The organism is Martelella mangrovi (assembly GCF_040545495.1).
In the GTDB taxonomy this organism is placed as follows: domain Bacteria; phylum Pseudomonadota; class Alphaproteobacteria; order Rhizobiales; family Rhizobiaceae; genus Martelella; species Martelella mangrovi.
The window spans coordinates 90,455-115,415 of record NZ_JBEPLY010000015.1 but is presented as its reverse complement, the minus strand read 5'-3'; the positions used below and the strand labels follow the sequence as shown (position 1 = coordinate 115,415).

20 protein-coding genes are annotated in these 24,961 nt (G+C 60.4%); 10 read left to right on the top strand and 10 right to left on the bottom strand.

Annotated elements, in window-relative coordinates:
- Position 1 precedes the first annotated feature (1 nt).
- Positions 2-406, bottom strand: a complete 405-nt coding sequence (locus ABID12_RS18165; protein ID WP_354435527.1) for a GFA family protein — start codon at positions 404-406, stop codon at positions 2-4.
- 175 nt (positions 407-581) lie between these two features.
- Between ABID12_RS18165 and cueR the strand changes: the two genes are divergently transcribed.
- Positions 582-1,043, top strand: coding sequence for a Cu(I)-responsive transcriptional regulator (gene cueR, locus ABID12_RS18160; protein ID WP_354435526.1), 462 nt, complete (start codon positions 582-584; stop codon positions 1,041-1,043).
- Here cueR and ABID12_RS18155 read toward each other — a convergent pair.
- A complete protein-coding gene (locus ABID12_RS18155) occupies positions 1,010-1,891 on the bottom strand; it encodes a 3-hydroxybutyryl-CoA dehydrogenase (protein ID WP_106311882.1) in 882 nt (293 codons plus the stop codon). The two genes, cueR and ABID12_RS18155, sit on opposite strands and share 34 nt — an antisense overlap.
- Positions 1,892-2,101: 210 nt before the next feature.
- Here ABID12_RS18155 and dxr point away from each other — a divergent pair, with 210 nt between their 5' ends.
- Positions 2,102-3,265: a 1-deoxy-D-xylulose-5-phosphate reductoisomerase gene (gene dxr / locus ABID12_RS18150; protein ID WP_354435525.1), complete on the top strand. Its 1,164-nt coding sequence runs from the start codon at positions 2,102-2,104 to the stop codon at positions 3,263-3,265.
- Positions 3,266-3,268: 3 nt separating this feature from the next.
- Here the strand turns inward: dxr and ABID12_RS18145 are convergent, their stop codons facing one another.
- The 3 genes from ABID12_RS18145 to hemA form a co-directional block, all read right to left on the bottom strand.
- Positions 3,269-3,976, bottom strand: coding sequence for an SDR family NAD(P)-dependent oxidoreductase (locus ABID12_RS18145; protein ID WP_354435524.1), 708 nt, complete (start codon positions 3,974-3,976; stop codon positions 3,269-3,271).
- A gap of 48 nt (positions 3,977-4,024) precedes the next feature.
- Complete coding sequence (locus tag ABID12_RS18140; RefSeq protein ID WP_354435523.1) at positions 4,025-5,143, bottom strand: serine hydrolase domain-containing protein; 1,119 nt, start codon at positions 5,141-5,143, stop codon at positions 4,025-4,027.
- An 85-nt stretch (positions 5,144-5,228) separates the two neighbouring features.
- Positions 5,229-6,443, bottom strand: a complete 1,215-nt coding sequence (hemA, locus tag ABID12_RS18135; protein ID WP_354435522.1) for a 5-aminolevulinate synthase — start codon at positions 6,441-6,443, stop codon at positions 5,229-5,231.
- A gap of 454 nt (positions 6,444-6,897) precedes the next feature.
- Between hemA and ABID12_RS18130 the strand changes: the two genes are divergently transcribed.
- The 5 genes from ABID12_RS18130 (at position 6,898) to ABID12_RS18110 (ending at position 16,126) form a co-directional block, all read left to right on the top strand.
- The gene (locus ABID12_RS18130) at positions 6,898-7,173 is read left to right on the top strand and encodes a YMGG-like glycine zipper-containing protein (RefSeq protein ID WP_319517555.1); all 276 of its coding nucleotides are present in this window, start codon (positions 6,898-6,900) and stop codon (positions 7,171-7,173) included.
- A 237-nt stretch (positions 7,174-7,410) separates the two neighbouring features.
- Positions 7,411-9,339, top strand: a complete 1,929-nt coding sequence (locus tag ABID12_RS18125; RefSeq protein WP_354435521.1) for an autotransporter assembly complex protein TamA — start codon at positions 7,411-7,413, stop codon at positions 9,337-9,339.
- 137 nt (positions 9,340-9,476) lie between these two features.
- Positions 9,477-13,640 carry a translocation/assembly module TamB domain-containing protein gene (locus ABID12_RS18120; protein WP_354435520.1) on the top strand — a complete coding sequence of 1,388 codons (4,164 nt, stop codon included), beginning with the start codon at positions 9,477-9,479 and terminating at the stop codon, positions 13,638-13,640.
- Between the two features lie 157 nt (positions 13,641-13,797).
- Positions 13,798-14,946 (top strand): calcium:cation antiporter, encoded by a 1,149-nt coding sequence (locus tag ABID12_RS18115; protein ID WP_354435519.1) that lies wholly within the window; start codon positions 13,798-13,800, stop codon positions 14,944-14,946.
- Positions 14,947-14,989: 43 nt separating this feature from the next.
- Positions 14,990-16,126 (top strand): transporter substrate-binding domain-containing protein, encoded by a 1,137-nt coding sequence (locus tag ABID12_RS18110; protein WP_354435518.1) that lies wholly within the window; start codon positions 14,990-14,992, stop codon positions 16,124-16,126.
- 84 nt (positions 16,127-16,210) lie between these two features.
- Here ABID12_RS18110 and kdgR read toward each other — a convergent pair whose 3' ends face one another.
- The 5 genes from kdgR to ABID12_RS18085 all read right to left on the bottom strand — a co-directional run bounded on the left by kdgR (position 16,211) and on the right by ABID12_RS18085 (position 21,388).
- Positions 16,211-16,996: a DNA-binding transcriptional regulator KdgR gene (gene kdgR / locus ABID12_RS18105; RefSeq protein WP_354435517.1), complete on the bottom strand. Its 786-nt coding sequence runs from the start codon at positions 16,994-16,996 to the stop codon at positions 16,211-16,213.
- Positions 16,997-17,134: 138 nt separating this feature from the next.
- Positions 17,135-18,226 (bottom strand): ABC transporter ATP-binding protein, encoded by a 1,092-nt coding sequence (locus ABID12_RS18100; protein WP_354435516.1) that lies wholly within the window; start codon positions 18,224-18,226, stop codon positions 17,135-17,137.
- 14 nt (positions 18,227-18,240) lie between these two features.
- On the bottom strand, positions 18,241-19,011 hold the full coding sequence (locus tag ABID12_RS18095) for a carbohydrate ABC transporter permease (protein ID WP_227023813.1): 771 nt from the start codon (positions 19,009-19,011) through the stop codon (positions 18,241-18,243).
- A gap of 142 nt (positions 19,012-19,153) precedes the next feature.
- Positions 19,154-20,047, bottom strand: coding sequence for a carbohydrate ABC transporter permease (locus ABID12_RS18090; RefSeq protein WP_106311913.1), 894 nt, complete (start codon positions 20,045-20,047; stop codon positions 19,154-19,156).
- A 63-nt stretch (positions 20,048-20,110) separates the two neighbouring features.
- Entirely contained in the window at positions 20,111-21,388 is a 1,278-nt protein-coding gene (locus ABID12_RS18085; RefSeq protein WP_354435515.1) for an ABC transporter substrate-binding protein, read from the bottom strand.
- Positions 21,389-22,215: 827 nt separating this feature from the next.
- On the opposite strand from ABID12_RS18085, the gene ABID12_RS18080 reads away from it, so the two are divergent.
- The 3 genes from ABID12_RS18080 to ABID12_RS18070 are packed head-to-tail and all read left to right on the top strand — an operon-like array spanning position 22,216 to position 24,957.
- The gene (locus ABID12_RS18080; protein ID WP_354435514.1) at positions 22,216-23,202 is read left to right on the top strand and encodes a TRAP transporter substrate-binding protein; all 987 of its coding nucleotides are present in this window, start codon (positions 22,216-22,218) and stop codon (positions 23,200-23,202) included.
- Position 23,203: 1 nt separating this feature from the next.
- Positions 23,204-23,710, top strand: a complete 507-nt coding sequence (locus ABID12_RS18075; RefSeq protein WP_106311922.1) for a TRAP transporter small permease — start codon at positions 23,204-23,206, stop codon at positions 23,708-23,710.
- On the top strand, positions 23,707-24,957 hold the full coding sequence (locus ABID12_RS18070) for a TRAP transporter large permease (protein WP_354435513.1): 1,251 nt from the start codon (positions 23,707-23,709) through the stop codon (positions 24,955-24,957). The genes ABID12_RS18075 and ABID12_RS18070 overlap by 4 nt, the downstream gene beginning before the upstream one ends.
- Positions 24,958-24,961 lie beyond the last annotated feature (4 nt).

Sequence of the window (24,961 nt, the reverse complement as noted above, 5' to 3'; positions counted from 1 at the left end):
CCTATTCTCGCGCCTCTCCGGGAATTGCGGCAAGATCGTTGACGAACGACGCAGCCTCTTCGCACCAGATCTGTCGTTTGGGCGGCAGATCGCCGCGTTGGTCGATCAATCCCCAGCGCAGCGCCCAGTCGCCGGCGGCCTCCCCCTCGCCATGGGAAAGCACAGGCCCGCCGCAGGTCTCGCAAAAGGCCTGGGCCCGCTTGTTGCCGTTTTCGGCCATTTTCCAGTATTCGCGCAACACGCCGCTCAATATCTCCACATCCTCGCCCGATACCAGAACGGAAATACGATAGGGCGATCCCGACAGCCGCTGGCACTGGTTGCAGTGGCAGACAACGACGGCTTCTGGGTCGACGCTCGCCTCAAAGCGCACATTGCCGCAAAAGCAGCCTCCGGTGACGTCCATGGTGTATTCTCCGCTTGTTGTGGGAGGCTGTTTTTGCCATGGCGCACCGATGCAGTGCAACACGACAAGGCTTGAAGAATCCTGAAACCGGCATCAGATTAATGCAATCACACATTGGAGCGCCGATCCGACTGAAACAGATCGACGCTCCAGATCATGCGCCAGGAGAGCGTTGATGAATATCGGCCAAGCCGCCCAGCAATCGGGCCTGCCGCCCAAGACGATCCGCTATTACGAGGAAATCGGCCTCGTGGTGGCCGACCGCGCGTCCAACGGATACCGGGACTATTCCGACAATCATGTCCACCGGCTGAATTTCATCCACCGTTCGCGCGATCTCGGCTTTTCCGTCGAGGAATGCCGGATGCTGCTGTCGCTTTATGACGACGATGCCCGCGAAAGCGCGGAGGTGAAGGCGCTGGCGCTTTCAAAGATCACCGAAATCGACGCCAAGCTCGAAAAACTTGCCGGCCTCAAGGCAACGCTCCAGCATCTGGCCGAAAACTGCCATGGCGACCATCGGCCGGATTGCCCCATTCTCGAGGAGCTTTCCGGCGAAAAGGATTGCTGCGCAAGCCTTCCCGAGATGAATGACGGGACCGTTCAGCGCGTCGGCACCGGCTCCTCGCCGCGATAATCATAAAAGCCACGACCGGATTTGCGCCCCAGCCAGCCGGCATCGACATATTTCACCAGCAGCGGGCATGGACGGTATTTGTTGTCGGCCAGCCCCTCATGCAGCATCTGCATGCCCGCAAGGCAGGTGTCGAGGCCGATGAAATCGGCAAGCTCCAGCGGCCCCATCGGGTGGCGGGCGCCGAGCTTCATGGCGACATCGATGGCATCGACGGAACCGACGCCCTCGTAAAGCACATAGATCGCCTCGTTGATCATCGGCAGCAGAATGCGGTTGACGATGAAGGCGGGAAAATCTTCCGACACGGTGGGGGTCTTGCCGAGCGAGCGGACGAATTCCTTGGCGGTTTCGAACGTCACTTCCTCGGTCGCGATCCCGCGCACCAGTTCCACCAGCTCCATCACCGGCACCGGGTTCATGAAATGCACGCCCATAAACCGTTCCGGCCGGTCGGTGGCGGCAGCAAGGCGGGTAATGGAAAACGCCGATGTATTGGTCGCCAGCAAGGCTTCCGGTTTCAGGATCGGGCAGATTTTTGCGTAAAGCTCGCGCTTGGCGGCCTCGTTTTCGGTAATCGACTCGATTGCCATGTCGACCGAGGCAAGGTCCTGCAGATCCGTCGATCCGCTGATCAGCGACAGCGCTTTCTTGCGGTCTTCATCGGAAAGCTTTCCCGAATTGACCTGGCGCGCCAGATTGCCGTTGATGGTGGCAAGCGCACCCTCGATCTGCTCGCGTTCCTGATCGATCAGGTGCACGTCATAGCCGGCAATCGCACAGACATGGGCCACTCCGCAGCCCATGGCACCGGCTCCCACGACCCCGATGCGCTTTATGTTATCAGCCATTTCGCGCTCCTTCTTGTTGTCGGCACATGAAGAGACGCCGCGCGCCCGTTCCGTACCACTTGATAGTCGCTCAGGTCCACCTTTTCCAGTGCCTTGCGGACGGGTTCGCCCGATCGAGGCTCGGTTAATTCTTTGCGTTTCCCCTGTCGCCGGGCGAAAAAGTCCGCTAGAGCCTGTGACAGAAAACGGACGGATAACGGCATCGGCATCATGAATACGCGACGCATCGCCATCTTCGGCGCCACAGGGTCAATCGGGGTCAATACACTTGATGTGATCGAACAGCTCGGGGGGCGCGACGCCTTCGAGATTACAGCCCTCACCGGCAATGCCAATGTCGACGCACTTGCGCGCAAGGCCATCGACCACGGCGCGAAGATGGCCGTCACCGCCGACGAAACGCGCTATGCCGCGCTCAAAGAGGCGCTGTCCGGCTCGCCTGTCATGCCTGCTGCCGGGGAAAGCGGGCTGTCCGAAGCCGCGCAGATGAACAACGACATGGTGATGGCCGCAATCGTCGGCACGGCGGGCCTGAAACCCACCCTTGAAGCGGCACGGGCCGGCGCGGATATCGCACTTGCCAACAAGGAATGTCTGGTGTCGGCGGGACCGCTTTTCATGGATGCGATCGCTGCCGGCGGCGGCAAGATGATCCCGGTCGACAGTGAACATTCGGCCGTCTTTCAGGTGTTCGAGGAAAATCAGCGTCGCGCGCTGGAGCGCGTGATCATCACCGCCTCCGGCGGGCCGTTCAGGACGAAAAGCCTGGAAGAAATGCGCCATGTGGATGCCGCCACCGCCCGCGCCCATCCCAACTGGTCGATGGGCCTGAAAATCTCGATCGACAGCGCCTCGATGTTCAACAAGGCGCTGGAAATGATCGAGGCCATGCATCTGTTCACGTTGCGCCCCGATCAGGTGGAGGTGATCGTCCATCCGCAATCGATCATTCATTCCATGGTCGGCTATGCCGACGGTTCGGTGCTGGCCCAGCTTGGCACACCCGACATGCGCACCGCCATCGGCTATGCGCTGGCCTATCCCGGCCGCCCCGCACTTTCGGTGGAACGGCTCGATTTCGCAAAACTGTCCCGGCTCGACTTCGAAGCCCCCGACGAGACGCGTTTTCCGGCCCTCAGGCTGGCGCGGGTCGCCATGGATCGGGGCCGGCTTCAGGGCGCAGTGCTGAACGGCGCCAAGGAAGTGGCGCTGGAGGCGTTTATCGCCGGGCGCTGCGGTTTTCTGGAAATGGCCGACATCACCGAAAAGGTCATGGACGACCTCAGCCATCTGCCCGCCGCTAACGGCATTGATGATATTTTTGCCGCCGACCGGGAGGCCCGGCGTCAGGCCGCAGCGCTTGTGACCGGCTGAAATCTACCACTCTATCCGGCTGCCGTCATAGGCCAGGAAAAGACCGGTTTCGCCTTCTGCAATCCCGTTCAGCGCCGAAAGCATGTTATCCGCCGCGTCTCCGGCTTCAACCCGCCGATTGCCGGCCGCAAAGGGTTCGGAAAGCGACGTGGCCACCGTGCCGGGGTGAAGTGCCGCAAGCGAGAGCCGCGGCAGTTTGCGCCGGGCTTCGATCGATGCGGTGCGGACAATCTGATTGAGCGCGGCCTTCGAGGCCCGATAGGACATCCAGCCGCCGATGTGATTGTCGCCGATTGAACCGACACGCGCCGAAAGGCAGGCAAAAATCGTTCGACGGTCACGCGCGATCAGCGGCAGGAAGTGCTTCATGACCAGCGCCGGGCCGATGGCATTGACGGTAAACTGGTTCGACATCGCGCCGGCATCCACTGCCCGGATGGTCTTTTCAGGTCCAACACCATCAATGTGGAGTGCACCGGTGGCGCACAGGATGAGGTCAAATCGCGTATCGGCAAGTTCTGCGGCTGCCGCGGCAACGGCCGTTTCGTCGGTGATCTCAAAGCCGTCATCGCGCCGCGAAAGCCTGTCGAGGCCGCCGCAGCACCGGTCATCCGCAATCGCTTCACAAAAGGCCCGACCAATGCCGCCCGATGCGCCGATGACGAGCGCATGATAGCCCTCTGCCAGGCTGGTCATTTCCATCTTCGACATCCATCTCTCCCTGTAGAACCTGATCTACGCGCGGGAGGTTCGTCCGGATTACCTGTCGAAAATCGCCTGCCAGATTTCGAACGGATAAGCGCCGTCACATCCTTCCGGCGCGGTATTGGTCATGGCAACGGCGACCGTGCCGCTTGCCGAATCATAGCACCAGCGATTGCCGTAAACCCCGCCCCACGACACCGTGCCATCGGGCAGCGGTGAATTGTCGAGAGCGGCATCTTCCGTGACGGCGCCCAAAAAGCCGAACTTGACGCCCGGACGGACATTGAGCCGGCCGATCTGGTTGGCAATGGCCGCTGCGACTGTCTCGGGCTTCAAAACGCCATCGCCGCCCTTGCGGATCATTTCGAGAAGCCGGATCACATCGCCGGCGGTTCCCGCCATGCCGCCGCCGCCGCTTTGAAAGGCATGACGGTTGAAAATGCGCGCGGGCGAGAAGCAATAGACATTGTCATAGGGGCCGGGAACACGCTCGGGCTCTCCCATCGGGCGCGGTTCGGGCGTGTCGTTGACGTAAGGCACGGCAAGCCGCGCGGGATCGTCAACGACAAAGCCGGTATCCCTGATGCCCAGCAGATCAAGGATATAGGCCCGGATCGCCTCTTCCACCGTGCCGCCGTGAACCTGTGCCACAACGGCCCCCAGAATATCGATCGCAATCGAATATTCCCAGGCCGTTCCCGGCTTGTAGGCAAGCGGCATGGTGTTCAGCTTCGAGAAATTCTCCTCAAGTGTCATCTCGGTATTCTCAAGGCCGGCAGTGACCGCTTCATGCTCGGGCAGATCGCCTGTGTCGAGCTTGTAGGTCAGCCCGGCGGTATGGGTCAGCAGCTGGCGAATGGTGATATCGGCCATCCGCCCGTCCGGCCCCGGCGGATGAAACCAGTCCAGATAATCGGAGACCCTGCCGGCAAGCGACAGCCGGCCGTGATCGATCATCGCAAGTGCCGTCGCCGCCACGAACGGCTTGGTCACGGAAGCAAAACGGAAGACCGTATCCAGCGCAACCGCCCGGCCCGCTTCGCGGTCTGCAAAGCCGGCGGCGCGTTCATAGACCGGCTCGCCATCGCGCCAGACCATGACCACGGTTCCGACGATACGCGCTTCTTCGATCGCACGGTCAATCGCCGCATCAACGCGCTGCAAAAGTTCCATGAACAGCTCTCCGGACCATAACCAGCATTGCCTGCTTGATCCGAAAAGCCAAGGTTTAAGTCAAGTGAATTCCCGGTAACGGCCGTTACGCAACAGCACGGGCCAGCGCACACTGCGACCAGAGCGAATGCAGCGCTTCGACCAGATGATCCATATCCTCATCGCTGTGGAGCGGGGTCGGCGTGAAACGCAGCCGCTCGGTCTTGCGCGGCACAGTCGGATAATTGATCGGCTGGACGTAGATGCCGAAGTCATCGAGCAGAATGTCCGAAATCCATTTGCACTTCGATGCATCCCCGACCATGACCGGCACGATATGGCTCGAATTGTCCATATGCGGAATGCCCTGCGCATCGAGCTTGCGGCGCAGTGTGGCGACCCGCTCGCGGTGACGCTCGCGCTCGATCTGGCTGACCTTCAGATGGCGGATAGAGGCAACGGCACCGGCAGCCAGCGACGGCGGCAGCGCGGTGGTGAAGATAAAGCCGGAGGCAAAGGAACGAACGAAATCGACAACGGCCTTGGAGCCGGCGATATAGCCGCCCATGACGCCGAAGGCCTTGCCGAGCGTGCCCTCGATGATGGTCAGACGGTCCATCAGCCCGTCGCGTTCGGCAACGCCACCGCCGCGCGGACCGTACATGCCGACGGCATGGACCTCGTCAAGATAGGTCATCGCGCCGTATTTGTCGGCGAGATCACAGATTTCCCTGATCGGCGCGATATCGCCGTCCATCGAATAGACCGATTCGAAGGCGATCAGCTTCGGTGCATCAGGATCGGCTGCCTTCAGCTTAGCTTCAAGATCGTTGAGATCATTGTGCTTGAAGATCACCCGCGCGCTCTTGCCGTGGCGAATTCCCTCGATCATCGAAGCATGGTTCAGCGCATCGGAAAAAATGATCAGGCCCGGGATTTTCTGGCCGAGCGTGCCAAGCGTTGCCCAGTTGGACACATAGCCGGAAGTGAAGATCAGGGCCGCTTCCTTGGCATGCAGATCGGCCAGTTCTTCCTCAAGCTGAACGTGATAATAATTGGTGCCGGAAATATTGCGGGTGCCGCCGGCCCCTGCCCCGCAAGCCTCGATCGCCTCCTGCATGGCGGCGATCACGGTGGGACACTGCCCCATGCCGAGATAGTCGTTGGAACACCAGACCGTGACGGGGGATGCCGTGCCGTCCCTGAACCGCGAGGCACGGGGGAATTCACCGCGATGCCGCTTCAGCTCTGCGAAGACACGGTAACGGCCCTCATCATGCAGTCCCGCAAGTTCACTTTTGAAAAATGCTTCGAAATCCATCACTCAAGTGCTCCACCGCAAGGCCGTTTTGTTTTCCTTCAGGATTTGACGAAGTTTGCACAACGTCAAGCCGCAAAGCCTCAAAAAACGGGCACATGCGGCAAAAGGCCCATGTTTGAATTATTCCAAACTGCTTCTACACGCAACCGCCCATGGTAAAACTTGATCGGTATCAATTCACAGAGATTATCCACCTACCCCGAAAACAGCCCCTTGAAACACGCCCGCAGGACGAGAAATAATTGACTGACAGCATATCGTTGTCTGCCATAGTCGAATTGACCGGTTGATGCTTTGGATGCTTTGGATGCTTTTTCACTTCCCGCGTCAGCTCTATTCGGATATGTATTTGTAGAAGCGGCCGAAAATCGGCCGTGGCAAGAAAAGCGGCGGCAGGCACGGGACCCCGGGGAGCGTCCGGTCGTACCGCGACCAAATCGGTGATGAGGGAATTATGAAAAAACTATTCGCAGGACTTCTGATCGGTATTTCTTCGCTTGCGGCCACGGCCTGCACACCCACACAGGAAGGCGCTGCAATCGGCGCAGGCAGCGGCGCACTGATCGGCACGGCCATTGACGACGGCGGCCTCGGCGGTGCGCTTCTCGGTGGCGCAATCGGCGCAGGCGCCGGCGCACTGGTCGGCCGGGCCGTCGAAAACCAGCCTGGCAAATGCTATTACCGCGACCGCTACGGCCGCGAATATGTCGACGATTGCCCGCGACGCTAAAACCATGATGCCGCCGTCGGTCTCCGGCGGCGGCTGTCTGTTTGCTGTGCCCATGGCGTTCGACAGGAACAACACGGCAATGGCTACAACAAAAACCCGACAATCCAGCGTATCCGAAAGGTTCGGTTAACGCTGTTGCCGGGTTTTGGATTTTCACGGAATGCATAGATCGCTTCCGTGCTAATATACTGTCGCGTCTATTCAATTTACGGATCAGCGACTTGGTTTGAGTACATTATGGTAACCCGTTTCAACCGGCGACAATACAGCACGCTTGCGTCTCTCAAGGCCGGGATTCTGTTATCTGCGGCCCTGTTCGCAGCGCTGTCCGTCGGTGTCGGCGAGGCGCAGGCCTTCTCCCTGTTCGGCGTCCATTTGTGGGGCGAACGCGAAGAAGAGATCGACAATGTCGAAGACCCGGTTCGCTATAATGTGTCTTTCAGCGTTACTGGCGGCGATAGTGAGCTGGAAAAATTCCTGCGCAACCGCTCCCAGCTCGTCTCTGATGAGAAGAAACCGGTCGACGGCGATCTCGGTCTTCTGGTCAAGGCCCGCGACGACCTGCAGATTCTCGTCGGTTCGCTTTACGAAAAGGCCCGTTACGGCGGCCTTGTGAATATCAGTATCGAAGGTCAGTCGATCGAGGATATCGTCGGCCTGCCGAATTTCGACCGGGTAAATCCGGTGCCTGTGACGGTCAATATCGAGGCCGGACCGCAATTCACCTTCGCAAAGATCGATATCGTGGATGCGCCGCCGGGCTTCAATGCCACAAAACTCGGTCTCGTTGCCGGTAGCCCCGCCTATTCGACAACGGTTCTGACCGCTGCCCGGCAGATCGTCTCCGACCTGAAAGATGACGGTCACCCGTTCGCGACGATTACCCGGCGCGAGGTGATTGCCAACCATAGGAACAATACCATCGATGTGGTCATCGATGCCGAGGCCGGCCCGAAAGCCAATCTCGGCCCGATCGCGATCACCGGCTCGGATGCCGTGGATCCCGATTTCATCCGAACCTATTCCCGGCTGAAGGCCGGCGAGCCGTATTCACCGGAAACGCTTTCCGATGCCGCCAACCGCCTGCGCACGCTGAAGACCTTCAATTCCGTGGTGATCAACACGGCCGATACGCTGGATGAAAACGGCCAGCTTCCCGCGACCATTGCGGTGAAGGACGGCAAGTTCCGTTATTTCGGCTTTGGCGGGACCGTATCGTCGATCGACGGCCTCGGGCTGGAAGGCTATTGGGGCCACAGAAACCTGTTCGGCAAGGCGGAAGGTCTTCGCCTTGAAGCGGGCGTTTCACGCATCGGCGCCACCGGTGACCTCGGCTCGCTCGACTATGCCGGCGGCATCACCTTTACCAAGCCCGGCCTGTTCCATCCCTCGGGCATGTTCACGGCAAGCCTCGTGGCGGGAACCGAAAACCCGGATCCCTACACCGCCAAGACCCTAGCCGGCACTGTCTCCTACAGCTACGAGCAGAATGAATTCAATACGATCACGCTCGGCGCGACGACGGAATATTCCCATATCGAAGATGCGTTCGGCACCGATGATTACCTGACTTTCTCGCTGCCCGTCGGCTTTGACCGCGACACCCGCGACGATGCGCTCAATCCGACCGAGGGCATCTATCTCGTCACAACGGCCGAACCGGCCTATGACTTTCTCAACAGCACGGTCTATTCATCCTTCGATGCCGTCGGTTCGACCTATTTTTCGGCGGGTGAAGATGACCGGTTCACGCTTGCCGCAAGGGTGGGCGCCGGAACAATCGTCGGCGGCGGAAGCCTGAAAGACATTCCCGCCAACCAGCGCTTTTATTCAGGCGGCGGCGGAAGCGTGCGCGGTTACGCCTATAAATCCATCTCGCCGCGCAATGCCGATGGCGAGGAAACCGGCGGCCGGTCCTATGTCGAGGCTTCGCTTGAAGCCCGCATCGGCGTCACCGAAAACATCCAGATCGTGCCCTTCATCGACGCTGCCGATGTTTCGGCCGATAATTTCCCGGATTTCAGCAATATTCGTGCCGGTGCCGGCATCGGGGTGCGTTATCTGACCGGCTTCGGTCCGATCCGGCTCGATGTCGCCCTGCCGCTTGATCGCTATCCGGACGGCGACAAATTCGGTATATATGCCGGGATCGGACAGAGTTTCTGACCGGCGGACCGGGGACATCCCCGAAAATGACGTCCGCCACGCCCGGATTGACGCTGTATTCACACGTTCCATGGCATATAACTGGCCCGATCAGGTAGGGAGCCTGTATCGGGGACACCGTAAAGCACAGGAAGAAAATGGCCGCACTGCTTCGCATATTGATCAAGGTGATCGCGGGACTTGTCGCCGGCGTCGTACTCATCGCGCTCGCCGTCATCATTTTCGTCGGCTTCACCGGCTTTGGCGCCAATTTCGCCGTACAGCAGGTCACCCAGCGGATTGCCTCGCCTGATTTCGCGGTTCATGTGGGCCGGGTCAGTGCGCCGCTCACCGGTCATTTCACGGTTGAATCGGTCACGGTTTCGGATATCGACGGCCCTTATGTCTCGGTCGACGATGTCGTGCTGGACTGGTCTCCGCTTGCCCTTCTCCGCGGCAATTTTGTCGCCGAAACCCTTTCCGCCCAGAATGTCGCGCTGGACCGCCTCCCCGCTGCCGGTGAAGACAAGGCGGAGAAAAGCAGTGATGCAGGCGGCGGTTTCTCGCTGCCGATCGGCATCAAGATCGCCAGCTTCGACTTTCCGCAGATCGATATTGCCGCACCGGTGCTTGGCGAAGACTATCCACTTTCGGCCGCCGGAAAACTCACCGCGGCAACCGATACGATTTCCGCATCGCTCGATGCCAGGCATCGCGCCCGCCCCAGCACCTATGTCAAGGCCGATGTCGAATATGCCCCGGCCGACAACCGCCTCGATCTGGATGCCGAAGTCAACGAGCCGCAGGGCGGGGTTATCGCCACGTTGATGCAACTGCCCGGCGCGCCCGCGCTCAACATCGCCCTCGGCGGCGACGGGCCGCTGTCGGACTGGCAGGGCAAGGTCACGGCCGAACTCTCCGGAGCGCCGCTTGGCGAAATCGATATTCACCACCAGCTCGACAGCGCAAATGAGCGGCTGATCACCGTTTCCGGCACCGGACAGTTTGCGCCGTTGACGCCCGAGGCCTTTGCCAGCCTTGTCGAAGGCACCACGAACCTCGACATCGCGGTGTCGTTGTCGCCGTCCGGCCGTATCGCCATTTCGAAGGGCAATATCACCACCGGCAGTTTCACCCTTGCAGCATCCGGCGCCTATGACCCGGCGGGCAATAACGACCTGAAGGCCACTCTGAACGGCACTGACGGCCCCGTGCCGTTTTCCTGGCCGCTGGGCGAGAACATGCTGGACCTTGCCATCTCGAATGCGTCCATCGCGCTGACTGGGGCCGCAGAGAATGCCGATCTTCAGACATCCGTCACGCTTGACAGGCTTTCGATGCCGGATATCAGCGTTGGCGGGCTTGCCCTCGTCGCCAGCGGCACGGGGCTCAACCTTGCAAACCGCAGCGGCACGCTCGATACCGCGCTGACGGTTGAAACCCTGTCCTTCGAAAACGAGAACCTGAACCAGCTCGTCAAGGCGCCGATATCGCTCTCGGCGCCGGTTTCCCTTTCCGGCTCACGCATTGAAATCGCATCCGCCGAACTTGAAAGCGGCAGCATCGGCGGCACCGCATCCGTGGCCTACGACATGGACGCACAGAATGCCTCCGGCAATGCCCGGCTTTTCGTTCTGGCCGATGCCCTGCCCGCACCGGCCGCCGGAATGATCGAAGGCATGACGGAAATCGAGACCGGTTTTTCAGCCGATCTTGCCGATGCCAGCTATACGCTTTCCGATCTTCACATCAAGAACAGCCTCGTTGACGCCACGGGCGACGTTTCGCTGGCAGACGGCGCAATCGATGCCTCGCTGAAGGCGGCACTGACCGAACTCGGCACATTTGCTCCGCAGGTCGGCGGCGCAGCGGAAATTTCGGCTTCCGCGACCGGCGCCCTGTCCGCACCTGATATCGAGGCCACCGCAACGGCCGACAATCTGGTGATTTCCGGCGAGACGCTGAAGGATTTCTCGCTTTCGCTGAAGGGCAAGGCCGATCCGGCAGCCCCCAGCGGCTCCATTTCGGCGAAGGGCACCTATGCCGATGCCCCGCTGACACTTGCCGCCGATGTCACCTCCACGGATGGCAGGATCAATATTTCCGGGCTTGAAGGCGCAGTCGGGGGCAATACGCTTTCCGGCGATCTGACGCTCAATGAAAGCTTTCTGCCCGCCGGCGGCATCAATTTCGACTTTCCCGACCTGAAACTTCTGGCCGGTCTTGCCGGACAGGACGCATCGGGCGGCATTTCGGGCCGGATCGCGCTCGACAATGCCGGCAACGCGCTCGGTCTTTCGCTCGACGCTGCGGGGAACAGGCTTTCCTTTTCCACGATCACGGCTGAAAACATCGATGCCGACATGACCGTCGCCGATCTTTCGGAACTGAAAGCCAACGGCAAGATCACGGTCGGTTCGGTTTCTACCAGCGGACAGCGGGTCTCCAATATCGTCCTTTCAGCCAGCAATGAGGGGGCTCAGACCACTTTCGACCTTTCCGCCGATTATGACGGACAGCCCGTCAGCACCGAAATCCGCGTCACGCGTGCAGAAACCATGGATATCGAAATCCTCCGGCTTGAGGGGTCGCCGATGTCGCTTGCGCTCAAGCTTGCCGAACCGGGGCGGATCACGATCGCAGACGGCACGGCCGATATCAAAAACCTCAGGATCGGCATTGGCGGCGGCACGGTCAGCGCGCGCGGCAGCGTTGGCGAAAGCATGGACATGACCGTCAACATCGCCAATGTCGGCGCGTCGATTGCCAACGCATTCGTGCCAAACCTCGGCCTGCAGGGCACGGTTTCCGGCACGATCACGGCAAGCGGCGCCCTGTCGAACCCGGCGGCCAGTTACGACCTGAGCTGGAACAATGCCAATCTGACGCAAGCCAGTGCAATCGGCGGCCAGCCCTTCAGCCTGTCGACCAGCGGCCGCTACGAAAACAACCGGGTTACCACCGACACGACGGTGACCAATGCGCAGGGGCTGACGGCAAGGGCCAACGGTTCCGTCGGTCTGGGCGCGAACATGCCGCTCGATATCTCCGTCACCGGTCGCCTGCCGCTTGCGCTTGCTTCCGTTGCGGCAGCCAATGCCGGATTTGCGGTCTCCGGCAATGCCGACGTGAACATGAGCATCGGCGGAAGCGTAAAAGCGCCGTCCTATTCCGGCGGCATGGACGTCAACATCACCTCCGTGACCGACCTCAGGCGCAATCTGCGGGTCAATGACATACGCGGCCGGATATCGCTTTCCGGCGATCGCATGGTCGTGGAAAACATTACCGGACGGCTTGCTGCCGGCGGCACGATGACCACCAGCGGCAGTATTTCGCTTGCCGGCGACCTTCAGGCTTCGCTGCGGCTGGATGCCAACGATGCCGTGATCAATGACGGACGGCTGCTGACGACCACGGTCAACGGCACTGTTACGCTTGAAGGACCGCTGCTCGGACAGCCGACGGTTTCCGGCCGGCTCAATCTCGGCAGGACCGCCATCGTCATTCCCGACCGACTGCCGGCATCGATCTCGGAAATCGACATCGTGCATGAATACGCCTCCGAGGCTGTGAGACGGCAGGCGCAGGAACTTTCGCCGCAGCAGACGACCGATGCGCGCTCATCCTTCAATCTCGACATCACCATCTCCGCCCCCAACGCGATTTTCGTCAGGGGCCGCGGCGTCGATGCCGAGCTGGGCGGTTCGATCAGCGTTTCCGGCACGACCGCAAACCCGATCATTACCGGCGGTTTCGATCTGATCCGCGGTCGTCTTTCCATCCTCAACCGCCGTTTCGATTTTGACCGTGGACGGATCACCTTCGGCGGCGCACTGGTACCGCTGATCGACCTGCAGACACGGACGACGGCCGGTTCGACGGCCATCACCATCACACTGCAGGGAGTGGCAACCGATCCGCAGGTCAGCCTCAGCTCCGTTCCCGCACTGCCGAATGACGAGATCCTGGCGCAGCTTCTGTTCAACCAGTCGTCTTCAGGGCTGTCGGCACTGCAGATTGCCCAGCTTGCCGATGCCGTGATCCAGCTGACCGGCGGAACCGATCAGTCGCTGTTCGGCTCGATCCGGGATGTGCTCGGCATCGACAATCTCGATGTATCGACGGATTCCGACGGCAACACCGCCGTCAGCGTCGGCAAATACCTGAACAGCAACACCTATGTTGAAATCGAGCAGAGCCGCGACAGCGGCACCAAGGCCAGCGTCAATATCGATATCGGCCGCAACTTCATCGTCAAGGGATCGGCGGGTTCGCGTGGCGAGACCAGCGGCGGGATTTTCTACGAGAAGGAATACTAGAGCGGTTCGTGGCAATCCCTGAAACACACCCCTTGCCTGCCGCAATGCAGACCAACGGCATGACGGAGTTGAAATAACGGCGATATCATGGCAATCGAATGAGGGGGCAGGCGCATGCTGATCTTCTCTGTGCTGGCCCACAAGAGGAGATTTGCATTTGCCCAAGCCGGAATCCGCTCGAGACCCGATTGCCTTTCCGTCCTTTCGCACGCTGGTCCGGCGTGAACGGTTTTACGGCCTCACACTGCTGACATGCCTGCTGGTGCTGCTGTTCGAAGACAAGCTCTTTGCACGTCTTGATCAACCGGTGCTGCTGGTGTTGACGATGGCCTGGCTTTTCTTCGTCATCCTGGCGACAGCCATCGGCGTCGTCCGCCATGCCGAGGCGCTGTCGGAGCGCTTGGGAGAACCGTTCGGCACACTGGTCCTGACACTCTCCATCACCGGTATCGAAGTGATGAGCATTACCGCCGTGATGCTCCACGGCGACAACAACCCCGCCCTTGTGCGCGATACGCTGTTTTCCGTGGTCATGATCATCATGGGCGGCATGGTCGGTATCTCCCTGCTGCTCGGCGCATTTCGCCATCGCGAACTGACCTTCAACCTTCAGGGCGCCAACGCCTATCTGAGCGTGATCATTCCGCTGGCCGTGTTCAGCCTGATCCTGCCGGACGTGACCCTGTCGACGCAGGGTCCGACCCTGACCGGACTGCAGAAAACAATGGTCGGCGCGATGGCGGGCGGGCTCTATCTCACATTCCTGCTGATCCAGACCGGCCGGCATCGCGGCTATTTTTCGCAGCCGCTGGAGGAAGAAGCACAGGCCGAAGAACAGCATGCGGCGCCGGATACGCCGCTCATTCTCCATGTCATCATGCTGTTCTGTTACATCGTTCCCGTGGTGTTTCTGGTCGAGCAGTTTGCCAGACCGGTCGATTATGTGATCGAAACACTCGGTGCCCCCACCACGATCGGCGGCATTTTGATGGCAATTCTGGTGACCACCCCTGAAGGCATCGGCGGCGTGCGTGCCGCCCTTGACCAAAAGCTGCAGTCGTCGGTGAACATCTTTCTCGGTTCGGTTCTTGCCACGATCGGCCTTACCGTGCCGATCATGCTCGTCATTGCCAGCCTGCTCGGGCTTGACCTCGAGCTTGGCCTCGACCCGACCGATATGCTGCTGCTGGTGCTCATTCTCGCCGTCAGTATCGTGACCTTTTCCAGCGGCCGCACCAATCTGCTACAGGGCGCCGTGCATTTTCTGCTTTTCATCGCATTTCTTGTTCTGAACTTTAACGGCTAGGCAATCGCCGCCGATACCGCGACACAGGAAAGGATCGAAATCAATGACAAGTGCAGTCACGGCATGGTTTTTCCGGGCAGTCTTCAGCCTTCTGATCGGCTTTTTCCTGGTGGCAATGGTGTCGATGCCGGGCGAAACGACGGCATGGGCGCAGGAACAGGACAGCGAGCCCCCGCAGGAAATCCGGGTCGGCTACCGCGTCACGCCGCCCTTTGTCATGCGTAACGCCGACGGCGATTTCACCGGCATGGCAACCGAACTCTGGAAGGAGATCGAGGCCGGTCTCAACGTGACCGCCAGCTATACCGAATACGAAACCGTTGCCGACCTTCTTGCCGCCGTTGAAGCCGAAGAACTGGATGTCGCGGTCGGCGCCATCTCGATTACCGAAGACCGCGCCGAAGTTGTCGATTTCACCCAACCCTGGTTCGATTCCGGCCTCAGGATCATGATTGACGACCGGTCGTCGTCGTCGCTGGTCAATATCTGGAACGGGCTCGCCGAGGCCGGATACCTGCGATACTATGGCTGGCTGCTGGTGTTTATCGTGCTGGGCACGATCGGCCTCACCTTCTTCGACCGCCATTTCGACAAGAACTTCCCCCGCCGCTGGCGCGACGGTGTGTCCGAAAGCTTTTATGCCGTGATGCTGGTGGTCACCAAAGGCTCGCTTCCAAGCCGGTCCAAACTGTTCGGCTGGATCGGACGGGTGTTCGCCGCCTTCTGGCTGGTGATCGGCATTGCGGTCGTCGCCTATGTCACATCCTCGGTCACCAGTGTCATGACCAGCATTGCCATCACCGGCAGCGTCACCGGGCCGGACGATCTTCCCGGCCACACCGTCGGTGTGTTCCGCGGCTCCTCTGCCGAAAATCTCGTGCGACGCGAGGGCTACGACTTCGTCACCTATAGCGGCATCGAAACCGCGGTCGAAGGGCTGCGCAATGCCGAAGTCGACGCGCTGGTCGCCGATGCGCCGGTTCTCGAATACTTCAAGGCGCAGAATCCGAGCCTCGGGCTCGATGTCGTCGGCCGGCTGTTTGCGCCCGACAAGTTCGGTTTTGCCCTTCCCTATGGACAGGACACGCTAATCTACCCCGTCACCGTGCGGCTGCTTGCGCTGAAGGAAAATGGCTATCTGGCAGAACTCAGCCAGCAATATTTCGGCGACGAGCGATAAAGCCGCCGCCTGAAGACACGGCGGCCCGGGCCGCGAACAGGCGACAGCGATGTGCTGTCTCAGCGCATATTTCCGACCGTCTTCCTAATTGGCATAACCGAGCGCCTGCGAGACATTGCGCGTTGCCGATTTCAGGAGCGCGACATAATCTTCCTTGCGGGCCTCGTCGAACCGAAACAGCGGAAAGGCGATGCTGATCGCCGCAATCGACTTTCCGACATGGTTGAGCACCGGCGCGGCGATGCAGCGCACACCGGCCTCGCTTTCCTCGATTTCCTCTGCGTAACCATTTTCCCGCACCGCCTGGAGCTGCTGACGCAACACAGCCTTGTCGGTCACGGTATTGGGGGCGGAGACCTCCATATCCATAACGGCAAGCCGCCCCTCGATTTCCTCGTCATCGCGAAAGGCCAGAAGCGCCTTGCCCAGCGCGGTGGAGTGCAGCGGATTGCGCGTTCCCAGCGTCGAATTCATCGACAGGCTGTAGCTTGAATCATACTGATGAATATAGACCACGCGCTGTTCGCGCCCGTCGAAAATGCCGAGATTGATCGATTCGCCGGTGGCCCGCGACAGCCGCCCCATGGCCTTGTCGGCAACGCGCAGAATATCCGCCTGGCTCTTCATCGTCTGCGCGGCGAGGCTGAACAGGCGCGGCGTCAGCTCATAGCGCTCGCTTTTTTCATCCTGCGCCACATAGCCAAGCTCCATCATCGTGTGCAGGAGCCGGTGTGTGGTGCTTTTCGAGGTCATGGCGCTCTGCGCGATCTCGGCGAGCGCCGCGCTGCGGTTTTCCGCCAGCGTTTCCAGAACCGCAAAGACCTTGAGGACGGCAGCCACATTCTCCGTTTTCGGTTTGTCGTTTTTCATTCAAATGCTCCCCTGCCCGCATCAGCCGACAACCGGCCCCCGCCCTAAAGAGACAACGCGCTTAACGCTCATTCAACGCGTATCACGTCCTCAATCCCCACCAATCACGCCCCCGACCGTGCTGCCGGGTCGCGACGGTCACGCCGGGACTGCTTCCCCCAGTTCGACACGCTGCCCTTCGGCATCGAAAAGATGCTGGTCAGCCGGTTCGAAACCAATACGCACGGTCTCCCCGACCCTGTGCTTTTCCATCTGATGGGTCTGGAAAATCAGTGGTTTGCCGGAAGGAAGGTCCACATGAACGATGGTCTCGCTGCCGAGATACTCGACCAGACGAACGCGTCCCTCTGTCTGGATCGAGCCGGCATCCGGCTTGATAGCCTCCGGGCGTACACAGACCGTCAGGCGCTCATGGCTCTCCGGCAGGCCCGGCGGCAGCGGATGGGTTCCGAAATCGCCAAGATCAAGCTTGCGCCCTGCCCCCGTTCCGGTGACCGTCGCCTCGAACATGTTGATCTTCGGCGAGCCGATAAAGCCGGCGACGAAAAGGTTTGCCGGCCGGGTATAAAGCTCCTCCGGCGTCCCGACCTGTTCGATCTGCCCGGCGCGCAACACGACGATGCGGGTGGCCAGCGTCATTGCCTCCACCTGATCATGGGTCACATAGATCATCGTGGTCTTGAGACGCTCATAGAGGCTTGCCAGCTCCACCCGCATCTGCACCCTGAGTTCGGCATCGAGGTTCGACAACGGTTCATCGAACAGGAAAAGCTGCGGCTCGCGCACGATCGAACGGCCGATGGCGACGCGCTGTTTCTGGCCGCCGGAAAGCTGGCGGGGTTTGCGGGCCAGGAGCGGCTCGATCTGCAGGATGCGCGCGGCTTCATCGACCCGCCGGTCGATCTCGTCCCGGCTCATCTTGAGGTTCTGGAGGCCGAAAGCGAGGTTTTTCCGGACGGTCATATGCGGATAGAGCGCATAGGACTGGAACACCATGGAAAGCTCGCGTTTGGAGGCCGGCAGGTCGTTCACCACCTTGCCGTTGATCGCAATCGTGCCATCGGTGATTTCCTCCAGACCAGCGATCATGCGCAGGAGTGTCGATTTTCCGCAGCCGGACGGACCGACGAGCACGAGAAATTCGCCATCGTGGATTTCCAGGTTGAGGTCGTGCATCACCGACAGCGAACCGTAGGATTTGCCGACTTTTCTGAGTTTGAGTTCAGCCATCTTTCAGCTCCTGCTTATTTCATGCCCGATGTCGCGATGCCGCGAACGATAAGTTTCTGGAAGGCGACGAAGAAGATCACCACCGGCACCAGCGAGAGCACCGACATGGCGAACATCTGCCCGAAGGCGGATTCGCCCTCCGTGTCGATGAACAGCCTGAGCGCCAGCGGCACGGTGTAGTTCTTGATGTCGTTCAGGTAGATCAACGGCGCCAGAAAATCCTCCCAGACCCAGATCATCGAAAAGATTGCCGAGGTCGCCAGCGCCGGCAGTGACAGCGGCAGGATCACCGCCCAGTAGATCTTGAAACTCGAACAGCCGTCGATCTGGGCCGCCTCGTCAAGCTCACGCGGGATCTGGCGGAAGAACTGCACCATCAGGAAGATGAAGAACCCGTCGGAGGCGAGAAAGCGCGGCACGATCAGCGGCAGATAGGTATCCACCCAGCCAAGCTTCAGAAACATCACATATTGCGGGATCAGAACGACGTGATAGGGGATCATCAACGTCATCATCATCAGCCCGAAAAACAGCCGTTTTCCGGTAAATTCCAGCCGCGCGAAGGCATAGGCCGCAAACGAACAGGAAAACAGATTGCCGATCACGCACAAGACCGTGACGATGGTCGAGTTCCGGTAGAAGACCGTGAAGGAAACCGGCAGCGCTTCCCAGCCTTCAGTGTAATTGCTCCACTGGAAGCGTGAGGGCCACAGGCCCAGACTGCCGAAAATCTCGTTTTCCGGCTTCAGCGAGGACGCCAGCAACCACAGCAGCGGATAGAGCATGATGAAAGAAAAGACGATCAGGAAGATGTGCTTGAACAGCCGTGCACGCCGCTCCCGCCTGTTCTTCGCCAGCCGGTATTCATGCGCGACCCGTGCGGCCTCATCGCGTTCGGCCTCCAGTTCCGTCTCGGCCAGCGCGGCCTCAGTCGCGTTCATTTTCATAATGCACCCAATATTTCGAGGTCGCGAAGGCAAGCGCGGTGAACAGGCCGATAATCACCAGCAGCACCCAGGCCAGTGCCGAGGCATAGCCCATGCGGAAGAACTTGAAGGCCTCGTTGAAAAGGTAAACGGTGTAAACCAGCAGGCTGTCGGCCGGGCCGCCCGTGCCGTTGGAAATGATGAAGGCGGGCGAGAAGATCTTGAACGCCTCGATGATCTGCAGCACCAGATTGAAGAACACCACCGGCGCCAGCATCGGCAGGGTGATCGCGTAGAACTTGCGAAAGCGGGAGGTCCCGTCGATATCCGCCGCCTCGTAGAGATCGCGCGGTATGCCGCGAAGACCGGCGAGAAAGATCAGCATCGGCGCGCCGAACTGCCAGATCGCCAGCACGATCAGCGTATAGATCGAGGTCGATGGATTGGTGATCCAGCCTACGCCCTGAATGCCGAACACGGCAAGCACCTGGTTGACCACGCCATCGATTGAAAACAGCTGCCGCCACAGGATCGCGATTGCGATCGAGGCGCCCAGCAGCGACGGCAGGTAGAAAATCGCGCGGTAAAGCCCGATTGTCCTGAGGCCCTTGTCCAGCAGCATGGCGACGCTCAGCGCCATGATCAGCCTCAGCGGCACGGCGAAGATGACATAGTGGAAGGTGACTTCCAGTGTTTTCCAGAAGCGCCGGTCGCGGGTGAACATGTAGATATAATTGTCCAGCCCCGTCCAGCGCGGATCGCCGACCATGTCATAGCGTGTGAATGACAGATAGAGCGACACCAGGATCGGGCCGATGGCGAGCAGGAAAAAGCCGATCAGCCAGGGAGACAGGAACATATATCCGGAAGCGTTGCGCGCTTTCGTATTCTTCATCGAACCACTCTTTCAAAAGGAAAGGCGGTCCCCGCACCAGACGGGGACCGGAGGCAAGACCTGTCAGCGGGCGCGGTCGATGATCGCCTGGGCATCGTCGACGAAGCGTTCGGCTGCCTGCTGCGGCTCGATATCGCCGAGCACCACATTCGTGCCGGCGCGGATGAAGGCGTCACGCACTTCGCCCGCCCCCTTGGGTTCCGGCGGCGGCAGCGGGCCGACCTTGTCCTGGATGGCGTTGAAGTAATCCACGGAGACCTTTTCGGCCGGCGTGAAGTCGGGCGCCAGCGCCGCACGCACGTCCGGATTGGCGGGGATACCGCGTTCCAGACCGAGGATCTTCGTCTCTTCCGGATTGTTGATCCAGTCGTTCATGTACATGATCGCGGCTTCGGTATCCTCGCTGTCGCGCGTCAGGCTCATGAACATTGACGGCTTGATGAACTGGCCGGGATCGCCGCCTTGCCTGTGCGGCACCATGGCGGCGCCGACGGGATCCTGCATCAGCGCCTGAACGCCGACGATCTGGTTCGACCAGAAGTTCGAAATCGCGGTATCGCCGGCAACAATGCCGACATCCGACATCGGCAGGTTGGCATCAAGCGACTTGTCGGCGGACCGCAGCACACCGGCGTCCCTGAGGTCGCGCCAGAACTGCCAGTAATCGGCGATGATGTCGGGAGACACGGTCACATCGCCATCCGGGCCGAAGAAGGAACTGCCGTTCTGGCGGATCCAGACCTCGCACACTTCCAGCACCACCGAGCAGTCGTCGGAGCCCTTGACCTTGCCGCCGGTGGCCTCGGTGATGGTCTTGCAGACGTCGGCGAACTGCTCCCATGTCCAGTCGATCACATCGACATCGACGCCGGCCTCTTCGAAGATCGTCTTGTTATAGACGAACACCTGGCTGTTGGAGCCGATATTGAGCGCATAGAGCTTGCCATCGACCATGCCGCCCTGCAGCGGGCCCTCGTCGAAATTCGACAGATCGAGACCATTGCCGATGAAGGGGTCAAGCTCCTGCAGCGCGCCACGGCGCACATATTCAAACAGGAAGCGATAATCCATCTGCACCAGATCGGCCATGTTGCGGCCGGCGGTCTGGGTCGCCATCTTTGTCCAGTAATCGCCCCAGCCGATGGTCTCGCCCGAGACGGATATGCCCGGATGGTTCTTTTCAAAAACCTCGATGACCTCGAAGGTGCGCCTGTCGCGCTCGGGATTGCCCCACCAGAAATGGCGGATGCTGCGATCCTGCGCAAGCGCGGGCATCGGCAGGCCCGCAGCCAGCGCCAGCCCGCCCGTGGTGGTCAGGAATTTCCTACGTGAAACGGCCATAAACTCCTCCTTTTCATGGCTTTCCGATGTGTATCCCGGCTCCTCAACCGGATACGTCGCATATGTGTGCAGGCGCGGAACCAGCCCGGCGCCATTGGGAAAACAGCGGAAACCACATCAGCCACCGCCCGGCAAGGCACGACATGCCACCCCGCCTCGGCAGTTCAGAACAGCCCGCCAACGCTACAGCGCGTTAACAAAGGTTGCTTCACTCTCATTCGTCATGCCGGGACAAGCCCGAGGATGACGCTCGTGGAATGGACAGCTTTGTCAGCAGTCTGCAGCCCGTCAGGGCCGGTTCCTGTTTTCCGAATTTCCTCCCTTTCGGTCACGTCACGGCATCACCCGTATCGCCAGTCGGCCTGTCTGCTTCGTTCCTCCCCGCAGACGCTAGCCGACGGAACCCGTTTCAACCGGACACAGTTTGTAAACCTGCATACCGTTTTTTTCAAAACAGCGTTCCGCTTATGAAATTTACAACACAGCACTTCGATGATTGCAAGGATCATTTCATCTGTCCCAGAGACGGGTGCGGCGCCGGAAAGGCCTGATCGCCTTTATGGCAGGGACTTTGGTCGACGGACAAACCCGCCAGCGAAACGCAGGCAGGCGACAGTGCGTGCCGGCGGAGCAAAACGCCATCACCGGTCAATATGCGCCCTGTATCACCGCCGAAAACACCGCAAAACAGGGCCAACCGGCCATCAGCTATTGACAAATGACGGTCCTGTAAGGTTTTTCTGACCGACCAAAAGCACGCCGGAATCGGCTGGTGAGAACAATAGCGGCGCGCCCGCGTCGAAAAACATATTTCCGGGAGGACCTTGATGAAAAAGATACTGCCCGCAGCGGCCATCGCTGCCACAATCCTGTCTGCCGGGGCGATGCCGGCCTGGGCCGATATGGACCCGGTCAACCTGCGCCTTGCCCATGTCGTGAACGAGCAGGACGGCTTCCACGCCGCCGCCACCAAGTTCCAGGAACTGGTCTCCGAGCGCTCCGACGGCGCGATTTCAGTCGAGATTTTCCCGAATGCCACGCTTGGCGACGAGCGCACCCTTCTGGAAGGCATGCAGATCGGCACGATCGACATGGGCGTGATCACCAATGGTCCGGTCTCGAATTTTGTCGAAGATATTGCGGTTTTCGAACTGCCGTTCCTGTTTCCCTCGCGCGACGCCGCCTATGAGGTTCTCGACGGCGAGATCGGCCAGGAACTTCTGGACCGCCTCTCGGAAGTCAACCTGAAGGGCCTCGCCTATGCCGAGCGTGGCTTCCGCAACCTCACCAATTCCGAACATGCGGTCAACACGCCGGAAGACATGGACGGGCTGAAAATCCGCGTCATGGAAAACCCGGTCTACATCGATACCTTCCGCGCGCTCGGCGCCGATGCGGTGCCCATGGCCTGGACCGAAGCGCTGACCGCCATGCAGCAGGGCACGATCGACGGTCAGGAAAACCCGGTCAACGTGGTCTATTCCTTCAAGCTCAACGAAACCCAGACCAACATGACCATGACCCGCCACAGCTACGCGCCGGCGCTGTTCGTCATGGGCATGCCGATCTGGAATGGCCTGTCGGAAGAAGCGCAGGAAATCATTCTCCAGTCCGCCCGCGACGCTGCCCAGTATGAGCGGGACCTGAATGCAGCGCAGGAAGACGAACAGCTTCAGGCATTGCGCGATTCCGGCATGGAAATCATCGACGACGCCGACCTTTCGGCCTTCTCGGCAGCCGTCGAGCCGGTCTACGAAAAATACGGCAGCCAGTTCGGCGATTACCTGCCGCGCATCCGCGAACAGCTGAACTGACATGCTGCGGGTGCTGGCGTGGATTGACCGTGCGCTTGGCGCACTGCTGAAGCCGGTGGTCTTCGCCGGCATGGTGGGTCTCAGCCTGGTGATCACGCTTCAGATCGTATCGCGGGTGGCCTTCACCTCCGTCCCCTGGACGGAGGAGGTCGCCCGCTTTCTTCTGATCTGGACCACCTTTCTCGGCGCGACGCTCGCCTTCCAGCAAGGCCGTCATATCGCCGTCAGCATCCTGCGCGACCGCCTGCCGCCGCTGCCGCGCCGCATCGTCGCGCTCGCCGGCACGCTGGTGATCCTCGCCTTTCTCATCATGCTGGCCATCATCGGAACCCGATACATGAACGTGCAGAGCTTTCAGCGCTCGCCGTCGCTGCGCCTGTCGATGTTCTGGGTCTATGCGGTGATGCCGGTTTCCGCCGTGCTGATGGCGGTTCTGGCCGTCATCGACGTGGTGCGCATTCTTGCCGGCAAGGAACTGCGTGACGCACCCGGGGAGCTTGCGGAATGACGCTGCTGCTGGTCGTCCTTTTCGTCCTGTTCCTGCTGATGGGCATTCCCGTCGCCATCGTCATCGGCGCTGCCACCTCGATGGCGCTCAATGCCGCCAATGTGCCGCTGATGGTGGTGCCGCAACAGATGTTTGCCGGCATCAATTCGTTTGCGCTGGTGGCGGTGCCGATGTTCGTGCTTGCCGGCGACATCATGGCGCATGGCGAAATCTCCCGCCGGCTGGTCGCCTTCGCCGATGCGATTTTCGGCTTCGTCAAGGGCGGGCTGTCGGTGGTTTCGGTTCTGGCCGGGATGTTCTTCGCCGCGATTTCCGGCTCCGGCGCGGCAACAACCGCAGCCGTTGGCGCCAGCCTGGTGCCCGAATTGAAGCGCAAGGGCTATGACCCGGCTTCCGCTGCCTCGCTGATTGCCGCCTCAGGCACGATCGGCGTGGTGATACCGCCGTCCGTACCGATGATCCTTTATGCGGTGATTGCCCAGGAATCGGTGGCGAAACTGTTTCTGAACGGCATCATTCCCGGCGTCGCCATGGGGCTCGGGCTGATCGGCATCGCGCTCGTGCAGGGCCACCGCCGCGCCTATCCGCGCGGAACCGAGCTGAATATCCGCACGATCCTGAAAACGCTGAAATCGGCAAGTTGGGGCCTGATGGCACCCGTCATCATTCTCGGCGGCATCTTTTCGGGCATTTTCACGCCCAGCGAGGCCGCGGCGGTCGCCGTCAACTACGCCGTCATCGTTTCGCTGTTCATCTATCGCGATCTGTCGCTGCGCGATCTCTATCGCATCGTCGTGAAGGCCGGCGTGACCACCGCTGTCATCATGTTCGTGATTGCGGCCTCGTCCGTGCTGAGCTGGACGCTTTCGAACTGGCAGGTTCCCGGCGCCATTGCCGATTTTGCGCTGTCACTCTCGGGCAATGTCTATCTTCTGCTGCTGATCGTGATGCTGCTGATCCTTCTGACCGGCACCTTCCTGGAAACGGCATCCGCGCTGATCATCCTCACGCCGATGCTGCTGCCACTGGCCGCACAGATGGGTCTCGGCACGGTCCATTTCGGCATCATCATCGTCGTCGGGCTGGCAATCGGCATGGTGACGCCGCCGGTGGCGGTGAACCTGTTCGTGGCCTCCACGACCGCCAACCAGCCGATCGAGCGGATCATCCGGGCCGTGATCCCCTATCTCGCCGTTCTTCTGGTCGTTTACCTTCTGATCGCCTTCGTGCCGCTGATCCTCGGCTGAGAGA